General features: G+C 74.5%; 18 protein-coding genes. 7 read left to right on the forward strand and 11 right to left on the reverse strand.

Annotation, left to right across the window (positions count from 1 at the left end; genetic code table 11):
* Positions 1 to 109: 109 nt before the first annotated feature.
* Positions 110 to 1,651: a DHA2 family efflux MFS transporter permease subunit gene (locus tag ACI79Y_RS18340; protein WP_457159864.1), complete on the reverse strand. Its 1,542-nt coding sequence runs from the start codon at positions 1,649 to 1,651 to the stop codon at positions 110 to 112.
* 90 nt (positions 1,652 to 1,741) lie between these two features.
* Between ACI79Y_RS18340 and ACI79Y_RS18345 the strand changes: the two genes are divergently transcribed.
* Both ACI79Y_RS18345 and ACI79Y_RS18350 read left to right on the forward strand, forming a co-directional pair.
* Positions 1,742 to 2,338 carry a TetR/AcrR family transcriptional regulator gene (locus ACI79Y_RS18345; protein ID WP_457159865.1) on the forward strand — a complete coding sequence of 199 codons (597 nt, stop codon included), beginning with the start codon at positions 1,742 to 1,744 and terminating at the stop codon, positions 2,336 to 2,338.
* An 89-nt stretch (positions 2,339 to 2,427) separates the two neighbouring features.
* Entirely contained in the window at positions 2,428 to 2,616 is a 189-nt protein-coding gene (locus tag ACI79Y_RS18350; protein WP_457159866.1) for a hypothetical protein, read from the forward strand.
* 21 nt (positions 2,617 to 2,637) lie between these two features.
* Here ACI79Y_RS18350 and ACI79Y_RS18355 read toward each other — a convergent pair whose 3' ends face one another.
* Both ACI79Y_RS18355 and ACI79Y_RS18360 read right to left on the reverse strand, forming a co-directional pair.
* Positions 2,638 to 3,849: a DUF2786 domain-containing protein gene (locus ACI79Y_RS18355; protein WP_457159867.1), complete on the reverse strand. Its 1,212-nt coding sequence runs from the start codon at positions 3,847 to 3,849 to the stop codon at positions 2,638 to 2,640.
* A 198-nt stretch (positions 3,850 to 4,047) separates the two neighbouring features.
* Positions 4,048 to 4,263, reverse strand: coding sequence for a hypothetical protein (locus ACI79Y_RS18360; RefSeq protein ID WP_457159868.1), 216 nt, complete (start codon positions 4,261 to 4,263; stop codon positions 4,048 to 4,050).
* A 289-nt stretch (positions 4,264 to 4,552) separates the two neighbouring features.
* Here ACI79Y_RS18360 and ACI79Y_RS18365 point away from each other — a divergent pair, with 289 nt between their 5' ends.
* From ACI79Y_RS18365 to ACI79Y_RS18375, 3 genes are all read left to right on the forward strand, one after another.
* Positions 4,553 to 5,734: an acyl-CoA dehydrogenase family protein gene (locus ACI79Y_RS18365; RefSeq protein WP_457159869.1), complete on the forward strand. Its 1,182-nt coding sequence runs from the start codon at positions 4,553 to 4,555 to the stop codon at positions 5,732 to 5,734.
* A 176-nt stretch (positions 5,735 to 5,910) separates the two neighbouring features.
* Positions 5,911 to 6,663, forward strand: coding sequence for an Atu4866 domain-containing protein (locus tag ACI79Y_RS18370; protein ID WP_457159870.1), 753 nt, complete (start codon positions 5,911 to 5,913; stop codon positions 6,661 to 6,663).
* Entirely contained in the window at positions 6,660 to 8,111 is a 1,452-nt protein-coding gene (locus ACI79Y_RS18375; protein ID WP_457159871.1) for an amidohydrolase family protein, read from the forward strand. Before ACI79Y_RS18370 ends, ACI79Y_RS18375 begins: the two co-directional genes overlap by 4 nt.
* Positions 8,112 to 8,188: 77 nt before the next feature.
* Here ACI79Y_RS18375 and ACI79Y_RS18380 read toward each other — a convergent pair whose 3' ends face one another.
* The gene (locus ACI79Y_RS18380; protein ID WP_457159872.1) at positions 8,189 to 9,010 is read right to left on the reverse strand and encodes a helix-turn-helix domain-containing protein; all 822 of its coding nucleotides are present in this window, start codon (positions 9,008 to 9,010) and stop codon (positions 8,189 to 8,191) included.
* An 81-nt stretch (positions 9,011 to 9,091) separates the two neighbouring features.
* Between ACI79Y_RS18380 and ACI79Y_RS18385 the strand changes: the two genes are divergently transcribed.
* Both ACI79Y_RS18385 and ACI79Y_RS18390 read left to right on the forward strand, forming a co-directional pair.
* Positions 9,092 to 9,892, forward strand: a complete 801-nt coding sequence (locus tag ACI79Y_RS18385; RefSeq protein ID WP_457159873.1) for an SDR family oxidoreductase — start codon at positions 9,092 to 9,094, stop codon at positions 9,890 to 9,892.
* 121 nt (positions 9,893 to 10,013) lie between these two features.
* Positions 10,014 to 10,718: a response regulator gene (locus ACI79Y_RS18390; protein WP_457159874.1), complete on the forward strand. Its 705-nt coding sequence runs from the start codon at positions 10,014 to 10,016 to the stop codon at positions 10,716 to 10,718.
* A gap of 15 nt (positions 10,719 to 10,733) precedes the next feature.
* Here the strand turns inward: ACI79Y_RS18390 and ACI79Y_RS18395 are convergent, their stop codons facing one another.
* The 7 genes from ACI79Y_RS18395 to ACI79Y_RS18425 all read right to left on the reverse strand — a co-directional run bounded on the left by ACI79Y_RS18395 (position 10,734) and on the right by ACI79Y_RS18425 (position 16,192).
* Positions 10,734 to 11,552 (reverse strand): response regulator, encoded by an 819-nt coding sequence (locus ACI79Y_RS18395; protein ID WP_457159875.1) that lies wholly within the window; start codon positions 11,550 to 11,552, stop codon positions 10,734 to 10,736.
* Complete coding sequence (locus ACI79Y_RS18400) at positions 11,546 to 11,971, reverse strand: hypothetical protein (RefSeq protein WP_457159876.1); 426 nt, start codon at positions 11,969 to 11,971, stop codon at positions 11,546 to 11,548. Before ACI79Y_RS18400 ends, ACI79Y_RS18395 begins: the two co-directional genes overlap by 7 nt.
* Entirely contained in the window at positions 11,968 to 12,615 is a 648-nt protein-coding gene (locus ACI79Y_RS18405) for a signal peptidase I (RefSeq protein ID WP_457159877.1), read from the reverse strand. Before ACI79Y_RS18405 ends, ACI79Y_RS18400 begins: the two co-directional genes overlap by 4 nt.
* Before the next feature lie 44 nt (positions 12,616 to 12,659).
* Complete coding sequence (locus ACI79Y_RS18410) at positions 12,660 to 13,292, reverse strand: TasA family protein (protein ID WP_457159878.1); 633 nt, start codon at positions 13,290 to 13,292, stop codon at positions 12,660 to 12,662.
* Positions 13,293 to 13,476: 184 nt separating this feature from the next.
* Positions 13,477 to 14,916 carry a sensor histidine kinase gene (locus ACI79Y_RS18415; protein ID WP_457159879.1) on the reverse strand — a complete coding sequence of 480 codons (1,440 nt, stop codon included), beginning with the start codon at positions 14,914 to 14,916 and terminating at the stop codon, positions 13,477 to 13,479.
* Positions 14,913 to 15,317 (reverse strand): response regulator, encoded by a 405-nt coding sequence (locus tag ACI79Y_RS18420; RefSeq protein ID WP_457159880.1) that lies wholly within the window; start codon positions 15,315 to 15,317, stop codon positions 14,913 to 14,915. The genes ACI79Y_RS18415 and ACI79Y_RS18420 overlap by 4 nt, the downstream gene beginning before the upstream one ends.
* A gap of 197 nt (positions 15,318 to 15,514) precedes the next feature.
* Positions 15,515 to 16,192 carry a DUF3618 domain-containing protein gene (locus ACI79Y_RS18425; RefSeq protein ID WP_457159881.1) on the reverse strand — a complete coding sequence of 226 codons (678 nt, stop codon included), beginning with the start codon at positions 16,190 to 16,192 and terminating at the stop codon, positions 15,515 to 15,517.

Consider the following 16,192-nt stretch of genomic DNA (forward strand, 5'->3'; position numbering starts at 1 on the left):
CCCCCCCCCCCCCCCCCCCCCCCCCCCCCCCCCCCCCCCCCCCCCCCCCCCCCCCCCCCCCCCCCCCCCCCCCCCCCCCCCCCCCCCCCCCCACAACGGCGCGCCGGGTTCAGACGGTGGCGAACTCCGCCGCGGGCTCGGTGGCCCGGTGCTGGGCGGGCAGGAACGCCAGGACGACGACCGCGCCGACCGCACTCGCGGCGGCGCACACCCAGGAGCCCGCGGTGACGCCGTCGAGGAAGGCCTGCTGCACTGCGGTCACGGCCGGGCCGGGGAGCCGCTCGGCCACCGCGAGCCCGGCGAAGACCGAGTCGGCCGCGCTCCCGGCCACCTGGTCCGGGGCGCCCGCCGCGGTGAGCCCGTCGACCACCGCCGGGCCGTACACGGTGCTCATGACCGAACCGACCACCGCGACGCCCAGGGTGCCGCCCACCTCGCGCACCGTGTCGTTGACCGCCGACCCCGCGCCGGCCTGGTCGCCGCGCAGCGCACCCATCACCGCCTCGGTGGCCGGGCTGGTGACCAGACCGAGGCCGGCGGCCATGAGCACCATCGCGACCACGATGCGGCCCCAGTAGTCGGACTCCAGGGTGGTGCCGGTGGCGACGGCGAACCCGGCGGCCATGGTCAGCAGCCCGGCGGCGACCACGAGCTTGGTGCCGACCGCCCGCATCGCCACGATCGCCAGCGGCGCGGTGACGGCGATGACGGTGGCGAACGGGAGGGTGGCCACACCGGCGGTCAGGGTGCCGTAGCCGCGGACCGACTGGAAGTACTGGGTGATCATGAAGATGAACCCGAACAGGCTGAAGAAGGCCAGCGCGATCGCCCCGCTGCCGACCGACACCCGCGGGTCGCGCAACAGCCGGACGTCCAGCAGCGGCTCCCGGGTGCGCAGCTCGTGGACGACGAACCCGGCGACCGCCAGTGCTGCGAGCGCGTAGCCGCCGAGGGTGGTCGCCGACCCCCAGCCGTGCCCGGGGGCCTCGATCGTCGTCCAGACCAGCAGGCCGATGCCGAGCACCGAGGCGCCCGCGCCCGCGAGGTCGAACCGGTGTGCCCGCGGCGTCCGGGACTCCGGGACCAGCAGCCGGCCGGCGACCAGGGCGACCGCCGCGACCGGCAGGTTGACCAGGAAGACCGAGCCCCAGGAGAAGTGCTCGAGCAGCAGCCCGCCGGTGACCGGGCCGATAGCCACCGACAGGCCGGTGACCGCGGACCAGATGCCCAGGGCGGTGGCCCGCTCGCGACGGTCGGTGAAGGTGGTGACCAGCAGGGCGAGGGTCGCGGGGTAGATCGCGGCGGCGGCCACGCCCATCGCGGCGCGGCCGGCGATGAGCTGGTCGGTGCTCGTCGCGGTCGAGGCCAGCGCGGAGGTGAGGGCGAAGGCGACCAGCCCGGACTGCAGCACGCGTCGCCGGCCGAACCGGTCGCCGAGCGCGCCGCCGAGCAGCAGCAGCGCGGCGAAGGCCAGCGTGTAGCCGTCGACGACCCACTGCAGGTCGCGGGTGCTCGCCGACAGCTCCCGGCTGATGGTGGGCAGTGCGACGTTGACGATCGTGTTGTCGATGCTGACCAGCAGCACGGACAGGCAGAGCACGGCGAGCACCCACCACCGACGGGTGGCAGGTGCGGGCGGGGGAGTGGTCATCGCGGCCTCCGGCTCGTAGAACAATGTGCCATAACGTTAGGACGACGTTCTACAGCCGGGCAAGCGGGATCGGTGCAGCAGGATGAGGTCGTGACAGATGTCAGGTCCGGCGCCGGGCGCACCCCCAGCCGAGCGGTCGAGCAGGCGCTCGTCGACGCCGCTGAGCGGGTGCTGGTGCGGGACGGGCTGGGTGCGGTGACCGTGCGGGCCGTCGCCACCGAGGCGGGGGTGGCGCCGATGGGCGTCTACAACCGCTTCGGCAGCAAGGACGGGCTGATCGCCGCGGTGCTGGTGCGCGGCTTCGACGGGCTGCGAACCGCGGTCACCGCGGACGCCGACCCGGACCCGCTCGCCCGGCTGCTGGCCAGCGGGCGCAACTACCGGCGGTTCGCGCTGGCTCAGCCACAGCACTACGGCGCGATGTTCGGTGGTCGGCCGCTGCCCACCGAGGGTGCCGACGAGCTCCTCGGGCACGCGACGGCCGCCTTCGAGGCGCTGGTCGAGCACGTCCGGTACGCGATGGCGCGCGGTGCGCTCCGCGACGGGGACCCGGTCGAGGCCGCGCAGCTGATCTGGAGCTCGGTGCACGGGGCGGTGAGCCTGGAGCTCGGTGGAGCGGTGCTCACGCCCGACCCGGCCGCCACCTACGAGGCGTTGCTGCGGATGCTGCTCGCCGGTCTGGCCTGACCCCTTCGGGGGCTCCGGCCGCCCGATCGGGCGGCCGGAGCTCAAGCTCCGGCCGGGAGTGCCGACCTCTCCTGGGACGGAAGGGGTCGATGACGATGATGGTGTTGGCGTGCAACGCGGTGGGGCAGGCGGCACTGGCCGCCGGGGTGGCGTCGCTGGACGAGGCGGTGCCGGAGCAGCTGCTCTACGTGGCCGGGTGGATCAGCACCGCCACCGACCTGACCCAGCAGGCGATGCTGATGTCCGAGGTGGGCTCCACCTTCGACGTGCTCACCTGAAGAAGGACCCCTTCCAGCACCTCACGTGCTGGGCAGGGCGCTGCGGCCGCCGCCGAGGTCGGCCTCGTCGGCGGCCCGCCGCCCGGCGTCCCAGCCGGCCGGGTCGACCATCGGCCCCTGCCGCCGCCGGACACGGGGGAACAGCTCCTCGACCGCGCGGTCGACCGCGGTCTCCCGGTCGGCCAGCAACGGCACGAGCGCGCCGCCGTAGGTGGCCCGCGCCTCGGCGCGTGCGGCGTCACGCGCCTGGGTGAGCCGTTCGGCGACGCGGGCGGCGTAGGCCAGCCAGAAGCCCCGTCGCCACGCCGTCGAGCGGGTGCGGGCGCCGCCCTCACGCGACTCGAGGTCGAGCGCGCGGCCCGCCTGCACCAGCAGTGAGGTGACGAGCAGCTCGACCAGGTCCAGGTCGGCGGAGAAGCCGACCAGCGTGGCGATGCCGAACGACGGCATCAGCACCACCCGCACGCCGTTGGCCGCGGCCACGCCCTGCAGCACCGCCGCCTTCGCCTCCACGTGCGGGTCGTCGAGGTGGAACCGGCGCGCGGTGACCCCGCCCTCGCCGGGCCCGGGGGGCGTGCCGCCCATCGCAGCGTCGATGGCGTGGCGGGCCATGAGCTCCTGGGCCTTGGCGGTCAGCGCCTCGGCCTCCGCGGCGAACTCGGTGGACTCCGCCTTGGCCAGCAGTCCGCGGATGCGGCCGAGCACCCGCTCGTCGGTGACGACGGCCGGGTCGGGAGTGGCCCCTGCCGACCACCGGGACGGCGGCGGCAACAACTCCTCGACGCGGGGGAGGGCTCGCAGCACGCCGATCACCCGGAGCACCTCACGCCAGGCCGCCGACGCGGCGACGCCCTCGGCGCGCCACCACTCCAGCACGGTGCCCCCGCGGGCGTCCAGCGCGGCCAGCTGGGCCGACCAGGCAGCCGGCGCGGCCCCACCGCCGGGCGGGACGGACCCGGCGATCACCGTGGCCACCAGCCGCGCGGCGCGCTGGGTGGCCCTGTGGCGCACCACGTGCACGACGTCCGCCGGCTGCCAGCCTGCCTCCCACAGGTGGGGGAGCAGGTCGCTGAGCACCCGCTGGGCCTGGCCGTCGGTGTCCACCCCCGGGTCCCGGCTGGTCAGCCGGACGACGACCCGGTCCAGGTCGGCGACCCGGACCCCGGGTTCGGCCGCCAGCCGACCGCCGGCCAGCAGCAGTCGCAGCACGTCGTCGGCGGTCGTCGCCTGCATGGGACCTCCTGGTCGATCGGGTGTCCCAGCATGGGGGAGCGGCGTCGTCGGTGGGCGCCGGCCACGCCACCGGTGGACGAGCACACCGCCTGGGGACGACGGCGCACCAGGCCGGACCCCGCCGCCTACCCTGCCAGCGGCCCCGCTGGCCACGAGCAGGGCCCTCCGCCCGTCGACGGCCCGACGGCCGAGGGCGGCTCAGTCGTCCTCGCCACCGCCCCCGCCACCGCCCTCGCCGTCCTCCTGCTCGCCGCCGTCCTCCTGCTCGCCGCCGTCCTCGACGACGCTGCTCCCGCCGTCCTCGCCCTGCACGCCGCCGCACGCGGCGGTGCTGAACGAGACGGCCGCGATCGCGAGACCGGCCGCGGCGGCGCGCCAGCGGGACCGGTGACCGGGGAGGGTGGCTCGGCTCATCGTCGTCATCTCCTGTGGTGTGGATCGCCGGGCGGCCCGGCGGACGTGCCCGGTCCCTGCCCTGCTCGCCGCCGCGGCACACCCGGACATCCGGTGCTTTCCGCCCGACGGTGACCCGCTGGGCTGCCCGGTGGTCGCACGCAAGGGGGTCGGTCGGGCGCGCGGCCGCGGCCGCGGCCGGCCGTCACCGCCGACGACGCGCCGCCCGAAGCGGCGACCGCCGAATTCTTGTTACTGGCGAGTAGTACCGTCGGTCGGGTCGACGCCGACCACGAGAGAGGCACCCCGCGTGACCACCGACCTGCTGCTGCCCGCCGACTTCTTCGCCTTCCAGTCGCTGCTCAGCGAGGAGGAGCAGAAGGAGCTGCTGGCCCTCCGGGAGTTCCTCGAGTCGGAGGTCGAGCCGCGGGTCAACGCGGCCTGGGCCGCCGCCGAGTTCCCGATGGACCTGATCCCGAAGTTCGCCGAGGCCGACATCGTCGGGCGCTCCTACGACTGGGCGGGCCGCCCCCGCGCCTCCCGGCTGTTCACCGGCTTCCAGGCGATGGAGCTGGCCCGCGTCGACGCCTCGATGGCCACCTTCCTCGGGGTGCACAACGGACTGGCGATGGGCTCGATCATGGTCCTCGGGTCAGAGGAGCAGCGGCAGCGCTGGATCCCCGCCATGATGCGGATGGAGACGATCGGCGCCTTCGCGCTGACCGAGCCCGAGGGCGGGTCCGACGTCGCCCGCGGCATGCGCACGACCGCCCGGCGGGACGGCGACTCCTGGGTGCTCGACGGCGCCAAGCGCTGGATCGGCAACGGCACCTTCGCCGACGTCGTCGTGGTATTCGCCCGCGACGTCGCCGACGACCAGGTGAAGACCTTCGTCGTGGAGAAGGGCACCCCCGGCTTCACCGCCACGAAGATCGAGGACAAGTTCGCCCTCCGCACGGTGCAGAACGCCGACCTCACCTTCAGCGGCTGCCGCATCCCCGCGGCGAACAAGCTCGAGGGCGGCAACTCCTTCCGCGACGTCAACAAGGTGCTGAAGGTGACCCGCGGCGGGGTGGCCTGGAGCGGCGTCGGCTGCCAGGTCGGCGCCTACGAGGCCGCGGTCGCCTACGCGAAGAGCCGGGAGCAGTTCGGCCGGCCGATCGGCGGCTTCCAGCTGATCCAGGACCTGCTGGCCAAGATGCTCGGCAACGTCACCGCCAGCCTCGGCATGACCGTGCGGATCTCCCAGCTGCAGGAGGTCGACGCGCTCGGCGACGACCAGGCGGCGCTGGCCAAGAGCTACGTGACCAGCCGCGGCCGGGAGACCGTCGCGATGGCCCGGGAGCTGTTCGGCGGCAACGGCATCGTCCTGGACCACGACGTCGTCCGGTACTTCAACGACGCCGAGGCGCTGTACTCCTACGAGGGCACCCGGGAGATGAACACCCTCATCGTCGGCCGCTCGATCACCGGGATGGGCGCCTTCGTCTGACGCGTCCGGCGCCGCTGGATGGGGGGAGTGACGCGGCCTCCCTCCGGCGGCCCCGGCTCGGCACGCTCGGGACGGAGCGCGGAGGTCGCGCTCACCGCTGCCGGACCACGTCCACGGGGTCACCTCGGGTGCCGGACGTGATCGGCGGCGGACGTCCAGAGACCGAGGAGACGACGATGGCGACTGCCACGACCGACACGACGGCCGCGGGCCTGCCGGCCGAGGACGAGCGGACGCGGGAGGAGATCCTCCGGCGTGCGGCTGGGGAGGCCCGGCCCCTGCTGCTGGCCGGCGGTGCGGTGATCTCGATGGACCCCCGCCTGGGTGACTGGGAACGGGCCGACGTCCTGATCGGCGGGGACGTGATCGTGGGCGTGGGACCGGGGCTGCTCAGCGCGGCCGGCGACGACGGCATGCTGGTCGTCGACTGTGCCGGGACCGTCGTCCTGCCGGCGCGGGTGGACTTCACCGCGCCCGGGGCCGGGTGCTCGCTGACCCCCGGCGCCCGCGCGGACGTCGCGGTGGTGCGGCTGCAGGAACCGGCGGGCACCCCGGACGGACCGGTCGAGCACCGGGCCGGGCACCTCGACACGCTGCTGTCGGCCGGGCGGGTGCTGCGCTTCCGGGGGCTCCCCCTCGGTGCGGAGGGCGAGCGTCCCGGCGACGGCGGGCAGCCGATGACCGCCGGTCGCAACGGGATCCACCCCCACGTCGGGACCTGGGTCGACGAGACGGGGTTCCTGGAGCAGGAACTGACCGTGGACGGCCGGTACGACGAGACGCGCGGTGGCCGCCCGCACGCCTTCCAGGGGCGGTACTGGGTGGACGGCGACCGCATCGACTACCTCGACGACCTGGGCTTCTGGGCGTTCGGGGAGGTCCGCGACGGCGTCCTGCACCACGCCGGCTACCGGATGACCCGCCGATGAGCACCGCTGCCCGCCGCACCGACCACATCGACCGAGGGAGCACCGTGAGCACCCACCCCTCCTCGAGCGGCGCCCTGCTCGACCAGCTGCGCCGTCGTTCCGCAGACCCCGACCGCCGCGTCCTGCTGACCGGCGGCACCGTCGTCACGATGGACCCGGCCCTGGGGGTGCTGCCCCGCGGCGACGTGCTCCTGCACGGCGACCGGATCGAGGCGGTGGGCCCCGACCTGGGCAGCACGCCGGCGGCGGCCGGGGCGCTGGTCGTCGACGTCGCCGGCCGCATCCTCTGCCCGGGCTTCGTGGACACCCACCGGCACGCCTGGGAGGGGCAGCTCCGCCGGGTCATGCCCGACGTCAACGACCTCGGGGAGTACGTGACGACGACACTGGCCGGGATCGCCCCCGCCTACCGGCCCGAAGACGTCTACACCGGCACGAAGCTCGCTGCGCTCACCGCGATCGACTGCGGCATCACCTGCATGCTCGACTTCGCGCACAACGCGCGCAGTGCGCAGCACTCCGACAGTGCGGTGCAGGCGCTGGCCGACACGGGCATCCGCGGCGTGCACGCCTCCATGCGGCCGCACTTCGGGAACTGGGACCACCAGTGGCCGGCGGACCTGACCCGGCTGAAGGAGCGGTACTTCAGCTCCGGCGACGGACTGCTGACCCTGCGGCTGGCCACCCTGGCAACCGACGAGATCGCCGGCCCGGATCTCGCCTACGGCCCGCGGCTCGCCCGTGTGGCGGAGGAGCTGGGCGTCGGGGTGAGCGTCGACGCCGTGTTCGGCACGACGTCCTCCGCCGCGATCCTGGAGTGGGAGCGGGCCGGGCTGCTGTCGCCCCGGGTGACCCTCATCCACTGCACCGGGCTGACCGGTGACGCGTGGCGGGCCATGGCGGACAGCGGGACGACCGTGGCGCTCGCCCCGACCTCCGACGCGCAGATCGGCCTGGAGACCGCCATCCCGGCCATCGACGAGGCGCTGGCCGTGGGGATCCGTCCCGGCCTGAGCATCGACGTCGAGGTCGCGCTGGCCAGCGACATGTTCACCCAGATGCGCGCGCTGCTCGCCATCCAGCGGATGCGTGCGGTCAACTCCGTCCACGGCACCGACCGGGAGCCGGTGCGGATCGGCACGGCGGACGTGCTGGACCTGGCGACGCTCCAGGGCGCCCGGACCAACGGGCTGGAGGAGACGACCGGGTCCATCACCCCGGGCAAGCAGGCCGACCTGCTGGTCATCGGTGCCGAGGACCTCAACACCATGCCGCTCAACGACCCGGTGGGCACGGTGGTCCTGGGTGCCGACCCGCGCAACGTGCACGCCGTCTTCATCGCCGGCCGGGTGCGCAAGTGGGACGGCCAGGTCCTCGACGTGGACCTCGACGCGCTCCGGCGCGAGGTGCGGGAGTCCCGGGACCACGTGCTCGCCGCGCGGGTCTGACCGCACCGACCCGCGACACCGCCCGGCTGCAGCCCGGGCCCGGCCACCGCCGGGTCCGGGCTGCAGCCGTCTGCCGGTCAGCCCTGGGCGGTCCGCTCGGCGGGCTGGTCGTCGAGCTGGCCGCCCGCATGGGTGGCCGGCAGCTCCTGATAGACGACGAGCTGGTGCCCGGGTGCGCTGGGCACCTGGAAGGCGTGGAAGCCGACCGTGAGCGGCCCCAGCGCGGGGTGCATCAGGTCCTTGGTGGCGTAGGTCTTCACCTTCACCTCGTGCCGGGCCCACAGCTCTGCGAACGCCGGGCTCGCCCTGGTCAGCCGCCGCACCAGCTCCTCGAAGCGTCGCGGCGTCGCGGCGAAGTCGGCACTGGCCCGCAGGTTGGCCACCGACGAGCGGGCGGCGGTCTCCCAGTCGACGAAGAACGTGCGCCCCACCGGGTCGAGCATCACCATCTCCACCAGGTTCGTGGTGTCGCTGAAGGGCGCGAAGAGCTCCACGGCGCGGGCGTTCATCGCCAGGATGTCCAGCACCGGGTCCAGCACGAACGCGCCGGACTCCCGCCACGACGCCATCAGCTCCAGCAGCGCCGGGTCGACCGGGCGGCGGACGTCGTCCGGGCCGAGCCGCCACGCCACCCCGGCCAGGGAGTACAGGTGCTGCTCCTCGTCCAGGGTCAGCCCGAAGGTGCGGGCCAGGGCGGCGAGCACGGGGCGGGAGGGGTGTTTCTCCCGGCCCTGCTCCAGCCGCCGGTAGTAGTCGACGCTCACCCCGGCCTGGGCGGCGACCTCGTCCCGGCGCAGGCCGGGCACCCGGCGGGGGCGCATCCCCTGCGGCGTGTCCGGCGCCGGCGGCGTGGCGGCGCGGCGGGCGATCAGGAACTCACCGAGCTCGGTGGACGGCACGGCGTGCAGGCTAGTGAGGCCGCGTAACAGGGGAGTGACACGGCCACGACAGGCTCGTCGGCCCCGAACAGAGTGGTGTTCATGAACGACACCACCACTGACACCAGGACCCAGCTCATCGCCGGCTCCCCGCTGGCCGGCCGCGTCGCCGTCGTGACCGGTGCGTCCAGCGGCATCGGCGCCGCCACCGCCGAACGGCTCGCCGGTCTCGGCGCGAAGGTGGCGCTGCTCGCCCGCCGCGGCGACCGGCTCGACGCGCTCGAGGACGCCATCCGCGCCGCCGGCGGCACCGCGCTCGCGCTGCCGACCGACGTCACCGACCGGGCGGCGCTGGCCGCCGCGGCGGAGCGGATCGCCGCTGAGTGGGGCACGGTCGACCTGGTCTTCGCCAACGCCGGGGTGCAGCTGATCTCCTCGATCACCGACCTGCAGGTCGAGGACTGGGACACCCAGATCGGGCTCAACGTCACCGGCGTCATGAACACCATCCAGGCCTTCGTCCGTGACCTGGAGCAGGTCGCCGCGCAGGGGCGGCCTGCCGACCTGATCACCACCTCGTCGATCGCCGCGGTCCGGGTGCTGGAGAAGTTCCAGGTCTACTCCGGCACCAAGGCCTACGTCACCCAGCTCAGCCGCCTGCTGCGCACCGAGCTGGGGCGCAAGGGCGTGCGGGTGGCCACGATCGAGCCGGGCATGGTCGACACCGAGCTGCCCGATCACGTGACCGACCCGGACGCCAGCAAGCTGATGGCCGACCTGATCGCCCAGATCGACGTGCTGACCTCCGCCGACGTCGCGGAGACCGTCGCCTTCATGGCATCGGTGCCCAGGCACGTCAACCTGACCGAGATCACCATCCTGCCGACCGAGCAGGTGATCTGAGCCGTTCACCCGTTCGGGGCGGGTGCCCCCCCGGCCCACTGGAGAGCACCGCCCCGGATGTCGATGACTGCCCCGGACGCCCCGTGCGTCCGGGGCAGTCGTCGTCTGCGGAGGAGAGGTCGTGTCGGGTCAGTCGGTCCTCGTCGTCGAGGACACCCAGGAGATCCGCGAGCTCGTCGTCACCGTCCTGCGCCGGGCGGGCATGGACGTCCGCGAGGCGACGACGGGTGCCGAGTGCCTGGCCGAGGTGCGCCGGGAGGTCCCCGACGTCGTCGTGCTGGACCTCGGGCTGCCGGACGCCGACGGCACGGAGGTCTGCCGGCAGCTGCGCGCCGAGACCGACTGCTACGTGCTGATGCTGACCGCCCGCGCGGAGGAGGTCGACCTGCTCATCGGGCTGGCCGTCGGCGCGGACGGGTACATGTCCAAGCCGTTCTCACCGCGGGAGCTCGTCGCCCGGGTCCAGACCATGCTCCGGCGGCCGCGGACCGTGGCGGTGCCCGAGCCGCGGCCGGCCCTCGAGGACTCCGTGCAGCGGCTGGCCGAGCTGGAGGTCGACCCGGACAGCCGCGAGGTGCGGGTCGACGGCGCAACGGTCGACCTGACCCGCACCGAGTTCGACCTGCTGGCCGCGCTGGTCTCCCGGCCCGGCCGGGTGCTGCAGCGTGAGACGCTGCTGCGCGAGGTCTGGCAGACCGACTGGGAGGGCAACCTCCGGCTGGTCGAGGCGCACATGTCCAACCTGCGCCGCAAGCTCACCGCGGCGGGTCTGAACTCGCCGGAGATCAAGACCGTCCGGGGAGTCGGCTACCGCCTCGTCGCCTGACCTGCCAGCGAGCCGTCAGGCGGCCGATCCGGCGCGGCGGGCGGCGAGCCGGCCGGCGGCGGCGTCGGCGGCGAGCGCCAGGCCGGCGCCCTGCAGGCTGACCGCGTCGGCGACCCAGGCCAGCCGGCCGCGGCGGGCGGCGGCGGCCCGGCGGGGGACGTCGGTCAGGTCGGCCAGCTCCGCCAGCCGGCCGTGGGCCATGATCCCGCGCCGGGCGTCCGCGGCGATGGCCCGGCAGACGTCGGCGACCTCGGGGTGGCCCAGCTGACCGGAGGTGCCGGCCAGGGTGTGCGCGGCGGCGGCGACCGCGTGCGGGTCGCCCACCCTGATCCCCGTGCTGATCGCGGACAGCCGGCCGGCCAGCGCGTCGTCGTACATGAGGTGCAGCCGCTCGGTGAGCTCGGCGTCCAGGTCGGCCTCGTGCAGGTCCTCCACGTCGACCATCTCGCGGGGGACTGGTGCGGTGGCGGCGATCGGCGCCGTGCGGCGGCGGACCAGGTCCAGCAGCGGGCGGGCGTCGACCGGGGCGGCCAGGCAGGCGAGCGCACCGGCCGCGACGGCGGCGGCCCGCACCTGCGCGGTGGGCTGCTCGGCGACGACCAGGAAACGGGCGGTGCAGCCGGCGGCGCGGAGCTCGGTGAGCAGGGCGGGCCCGTGCTCGGCGCCCGGCACCTCGACGGCGGTGACCACCAGGTCGGGGGCGACGGCGCCGGCGAGCCAGCGGGCGTCCTCCGCGTCCCCGGCCTCGTGGACCTGCCAGCCGGTGAGCTCCAGCAGGCCGGTGACCTGCCGACGGCCGGCGGCGGAGGGGTCGATCACCAGAGCGGTCAGCATCGGATCGTGGCCGTTCGTGCGGACTCGGCCGTCCAGCCGTAGTCGGTGGTGGTGGTGACGGTGAAGGAGTAGCCGCCCCAGTTCGTCCTGCCCACGTCGGCGGCGAAACCGGTCTGGCCGGCGGGAACGGTCCCTGCGGTGACGTTGACCAGGCCGAAGAAGGTGGCGGCCTGGATGCGGTAGCTCTCGATCCGCGGTGTGGTGCTCTCCTGCCAGCTGAGGCGCACCTCCAGCCGGCCGTCGGGGGTGCAGCGGCTGCCGGCGGTGCTGAGGCCGGTCACGGGGGCCACCGTGGCGGTCGTGACCGCGGCGGTGGTGCTCGCGGAGTCGGAGAAGGCGGCCTGGGCGGGGAGGGTCAGCCCCAGCACGGTGGCCAGTGCGATGGCGCCGACGACCAGGCTGTGCCGGAGCCGGGTCACTGGCCCTCCTCCTCGTCCTCGGAGTGGGTGTCCGGGGTCTCGGCGGGGCGCCAGATGGTGAGCAGCAGCCAGCCCGCCAGCAGCGCGGGGGCGCCGTAGACCAGGGCCTGGCTCACGACCGGGGCGCGCAGCGCCTCGATCACGTGACCGAGCTCGGGCACCACGGCCTGGACCTGCCAGGCGGTGTCGCCCTGGAGCGTGGCCTGCCACGGGTCGACCGCGTCGTTGGCGTCGCCCTTGGTCTCGACGGTGACCGCGCCGTTCTCGCCGTGCTCCACCGAGAGGACCCGGTGGGTGACGAGCCGGTGGTCGTCGATCGGGATGTGGTAGGCGATGATCATCCCGGGTTCGACCTCGTCGACCGGCAGCGGCGTCACGATCGTGACGTCACCCGGGTCGATGACCGGCGACATGCTCCCGGTCAGCATCGTCATCGTGCGGTACCCGAAGGCGTGCGGGCCGATCGCCAGGACCGCGAAGAGCAGGACGGCGAGCGCGACCAGCAGCCGCACCGTCCAGCGCGACGCCCGGGCCAGGGCCCGCTTCCCGGCGCCCGACGGGCGGGGGGCCTGGGTCAGCTGCTGCGCCGGACGCGGGTGTGCGTCCGCGGTGGGTGCGGGGGGTGCGAGCAGGGCGGTGGTCATGGCGGTTCCTCCGGGAAGGTGTCAGCGGGTGGGGGAGCGCCGGGTCAGCGCGCGGTGCCGTTGGCCTGCGTGCCGGTGAAGCTCAGCGCCAGGGTGGAGGTCTTGCCCTGGAACTCGTTGCCGGCGGCGTCGGGGAGCGACAGGGTGACCACGAGGTGGTCGGTGCCGCCGACGGCGAGGCTGTTCAGGTTGTTGATCGCAATGGGTGCGCCTGCCACGGCCCGGCCGGAGTAGAGCGACTTCGGGCTGGCGCAGGAGTAGGTCGCGGTGCTGCCGGAGATCGACTCGGTCCACGCGACCGGGCAGGAGCTGACGGTCATCTGCAGCCCGTTGGTCGGGTCGCTGTCCAGGATGCTGCTGGTCGTTGCGGTCGACTGCAGCACCAGCCCCGAGAAGGCCAGGTCGCCGGTGTTGCTCAGGTCGACCGCGCGGCTGAGCGAGTCGCCGGGCACGAAGCCGGCGGCGCTCATCGGCAGGGTGGTCGTGCCGGCGCGGTTCAGGTCGATGGAGAGCGTGCCCGTGCTGACCGACGCGTTCAGCGGGGTGGTGCTGTCGGTGAAGGTGCCGAAGGTGCCGAGGCCGGCGACGGCGGCGGCGGCGCCCACGACGCCGAGCGAGCCGAGGATCTTGCGGGCGGTGCGGCCGCGGGTGGCGGTGGCGGTGGCGGTGGCGCTCATGGCGGGTCTCCCTGGTCTCGTGCCGGTGTCGGCGGGGGCTCCCGGCGACAGACACGACTCTGGAGGCCCTTCCGCAGGGCTCCCGCGAGCGATCCGCAAGAAAACCGCAAGGAACCGCAGGTTCCCCGTGGCCCCGTCCGGAGGCTCGGCCCGAGCTCGCGAGGAGGGCGGGGGACGGGGCCCTTCAGCAGCTCAGGGGCAGGGTGAGGGTGAAGGTGGTGCCGCGCCCCTCGGCGCTGGTCACGTCGAGCGTGCCGCCGTGCGCGGTGGTGATCGCCTTGGTGATGGTGAGCCCGAGACCGACCCCGGGGACTGCGTTGCGCCGGGCGGTCGAGGCGCGGAAGAAGCTGGTGAACAGCCGCCCCTGCTCACCGGCCGGGATGCCGACGCCGGTGTCGCTCACCGACAGCAGGGCGACGGGACGGGCACCGGTCGCTCCGGGGTCGGTCTCCGCGCCGGTGTCGTTCTGCCAGGCCGGGCGCAGGCGCAGGGTGACCGAGCCACCGGCCGGCGTGAACTTCACCGCGTTGGAGACCAGGTTGTCGCAGGCCTGGCCCAGCCGGAGCGCATCCCCGCGCACGACCAGGCCGTCGGCGGGCACGTCCACGGCCAGGGCGATGCCGCGCGCGGCCGCGGTGACCCGTGCGGTCTCCTCGGCGGCGCGCACCACGGCGGCGAGGTCGACGTCCTCGGGCTGCAGGGTGAACTTCCCGGCGTCCACCTGGGCGGTGAACAGCAGGTCACCGACCAGCCGCAGCAGACGCTGGGCGTTGCGCTCGACGGTGCCCAGGTACTGGCGCTGCTCCTCGGTCAGCGGCTGGTCGGGGTCGTCGAGGACCAGCTCCAGGTAGCCGAGGATGGAGCTCAGCGGGGTGCGCAGCTCGTGGGAGATCAGGCTGACGAACTGGTCCTTGAGCCGTTCGCTGGCCCGCGCCTCGGTCATGTCCGTGGCGACGAAGTTCCAGCCGGCCTGCTCGCCGTCGTCGTCGGTGCGTGGGGTGATCGCGACGGCGACGGTGAGCCGCCGGCCGTCGGCGGTCAGGTAGGTCCAGTCCCGGACGTCGCTGCCCTCCTCCCGCGCCACCTGGACGAGCGCGGCGAAGCGCGCGGCCGGGTCGGCGTCGGCGCCGGGCTGGAGCTCCTCGGGGTCGTGGAACTCGGTGATGCTGCGTTGCCGCACCACGTCTGCGCGCGGGAGGCCGAGCAGCCGCTCGGCCCCCGGATTCCACACCCGGATGACGCCGTCGGGGTCGGTGCCGATGATGGACTGCTCGGTGACGGCGTCGATGACGCTGGTCATGGTCTGCGCCCGGGCGCGCATCATCCGGGTGGCGACCTCGAGCTCCTCGGCGGTCGACTGCCCGAGGGTCACCAGTTCCCGCCGCTGCCCCTCCAGGGCCGCGGACGCGGCGAGCTGCTCGCGCAGGCGCCGGGCGAGCTCGACCACGGCGAGGACGGCCGTCAGCCCGGCGGCGCCGAGCAGCACCGGCGAGCCCGGCCGGGTGAGGAGCACGGCCACGGCCACGACGGCGGTGGCGGCCAGGGCCGTGGGGGCGAGCCGGGTGGCCGGGGGAGCGGCGCCGGGCGTGGTGCCGGCCGCGGCCGGCCGGAGCAGGGCGGTCATGCGGGGCCGCCCGACGAGCACAGCCGGCGGACCTCGGCGACCAGACCGGCGACCGTGAAGGGCTTGGGCAGGTAGGCGTCGGCGCCGGCGGCGAGCCCGCGGGCGACGTCGTCGGGCGACGCGCCGGCGGACAGCAGCAGCACCTGCGTGCCCGCGGTGGCCGGGTCGGCGCGCAGCTCGGCGCAGACCTCCAGCCCGGTGAGCTCCGGCATCGACACGTCGAGCACCACGAGATCCGGTCGCTCGGTGCGGGCGACGGCCAGCGCCTGGGCGCCGTCGGCGACCGAACCGAGGAGCGTGCAGCCGGCCTTGCGCACCGCGAGGGTGACGAGCAGCCGGATGTCCTCCTCGTCGTCGGCGACCAGCACGCGTGCGGCTGCATCCACGGTGTCGCGGTCCACGGCCAGCGCTCCTCTGCGGGCAGGGCCCGTCCCCGGTCGGGACGGAGTCCGTCGCCTCGGGAACGTCAGATCGGTGGCACTGCTGGAGGGGAGCCACCCGGTCCCTCACCCGTGGAGATGAGGTGGACAGGCCGGCTGCGGACGCACGTCGGGCCCCGGTGCGACTGCACCGGGGCCCGACGGGGTGTTGCGGCCGATCAGGAGGAGGACTTCTCCTGGACCTTCTCGCGGGACTCCTGGGCCTGGCCCTTGACGTCCTGGGCGGCGTGCTGGCCCTCGTCCTTGACGTTCTTGGCGCCCTCCGCGGCGGTCGACAGGACCGACCCCGCAGCGCTCATGGCGGCCGGCTTCAGGTTGTCGCCGATCTCCTGGGCCACGTTCCTGGCCTGCTCCTTGGCCTGCTCCTTGAGCGGCTCGGAGTGCTCCTTGAGCGCCGACTCGGCCTGGGAGGCGAACTGCTTCTCCTTGTCGCTGGTGGGCAGCAGGGAGGAGGCGAGCCAGCCGACGCCGAAGGCGATCAGCCCGGCGGCGAAGGGATTGCCCTGGGCCTGGCGCTGGATGGTCTCCGGCGCGTGCTGCACCGTGTCCATGGCGCTGTGTGCGGCGTCCTGAGCGTTGCCCGCGGCGTTGTGCGCGGCGCCCTGGGCGCTGCCCTGGGCGTGCGAGGCGCGGTTGCTCACCTGGTCACGGGCGTCGTGGGCGGTGCCGAACACCTTGTCCTTCAGGCCGGACATCGTGCCCTTCGCCCGGCCGACGCGCCGGTCCATCACCCGGGTCGGGCTGACCTTCTCGTTCAGCGCGTCGACGTCGTAGCTCAGGTTGGCGCGGGTGTCCTCGATCTGGCGCCGGATCGCGTCCGGGTCACTGCTGGTCAT

Source organism: Modestobacter sp. SYSU DS0875 (assembly GCF_054050915.1).

Bases quoted from the DNA above. Each gene is read 5' to 3' on its own strand.
- ACI79Y_RS18405 (WP_457159877.1), bottom strand. From the start codon at position 12,615: ATGACCACCGCCCTGCTCGCACCCCCCGCACCCACCGCGGACGCACAC.
- ACI79Y_RS18410 (WP_457159878.1), bottom strand. From the start codon at position 13,292: ATGAGCGCCACCGCCACCGCCACCGCCACCCGCGGCCGCACCGCCCGC.
- ACI79Y_RS18415 (WP_457159879.1), bottom strand. From the start codon at position 14,916: ATGACCGCCCTGCTCCGGCCGGCCGCGGCCGGCACCACGCCCGGCGCC.
- ACI79Y_RS18385 (WP_457159873.1), top strand. From the start codon at position 9,092: ATGAACGACACCACCACTGACACCAGGACCCAGCTCATCGCCGGCTCC.
- ACI79Y_RS18340 (WP_457159864.1), bottom strand. From the start codon at position 1,651: ATGACCACTCCCCCGCCCGCACCTGCCACCCGTCGGTGGTGGGTGCTC.
- ACI79Y_RS18370 (WP_457159870.1), top strand. From the start codon at position 5,911: ATGGCGACTGCCACGACCGACACGACGGCCGCGGGCCTGCCGGCCGAG.
- ACI79Y_RS18355 (WP_457159867.1), bottom strand. From the start codon at position 3,849: ATGCAGGCGACGACCGCCGACGACGTGCTGCGACTGCTGCTGGCCGGC.
- ACI79Y_RS18425 (WP_457159881.1), bottom strand. From the start codon at position 16,192: ATGACCAGCAGTGACCCGGACGCGATCCGGCGCCAGATCGAGGACACC.
- ACI79Y_RS18350 (WP_457159866.1), top strand. From the start codon at position 2,428: ATGACGATGATGGTGTTGGCGTGCAACGCGGTGGGGCAGGCGGCACTG.
- ACI79Y_RS18375 (WP_457159871.1), top strand. From the start codon at position 6,660: ATGAGCACCGCTGCCCGCCGCACCGACCACATCGACCGAGGGAGCACC.
- ACI79Y_RS18395 (WP_457159875.1), bottom strand. From the start codon at position 11,552: ATGCTGACCGCTCTGGTGATCGACCCCTCCGCCGCCGGCCGTCGGCAG.
- ACI79Y_RS18360 (WP_457159868.1), bottom strand. From the start codon at position 4,263: ATGAGCCGAGCCACCCTCCCCGGTCACCGGTCCCGCTGGCGCGCCGCC.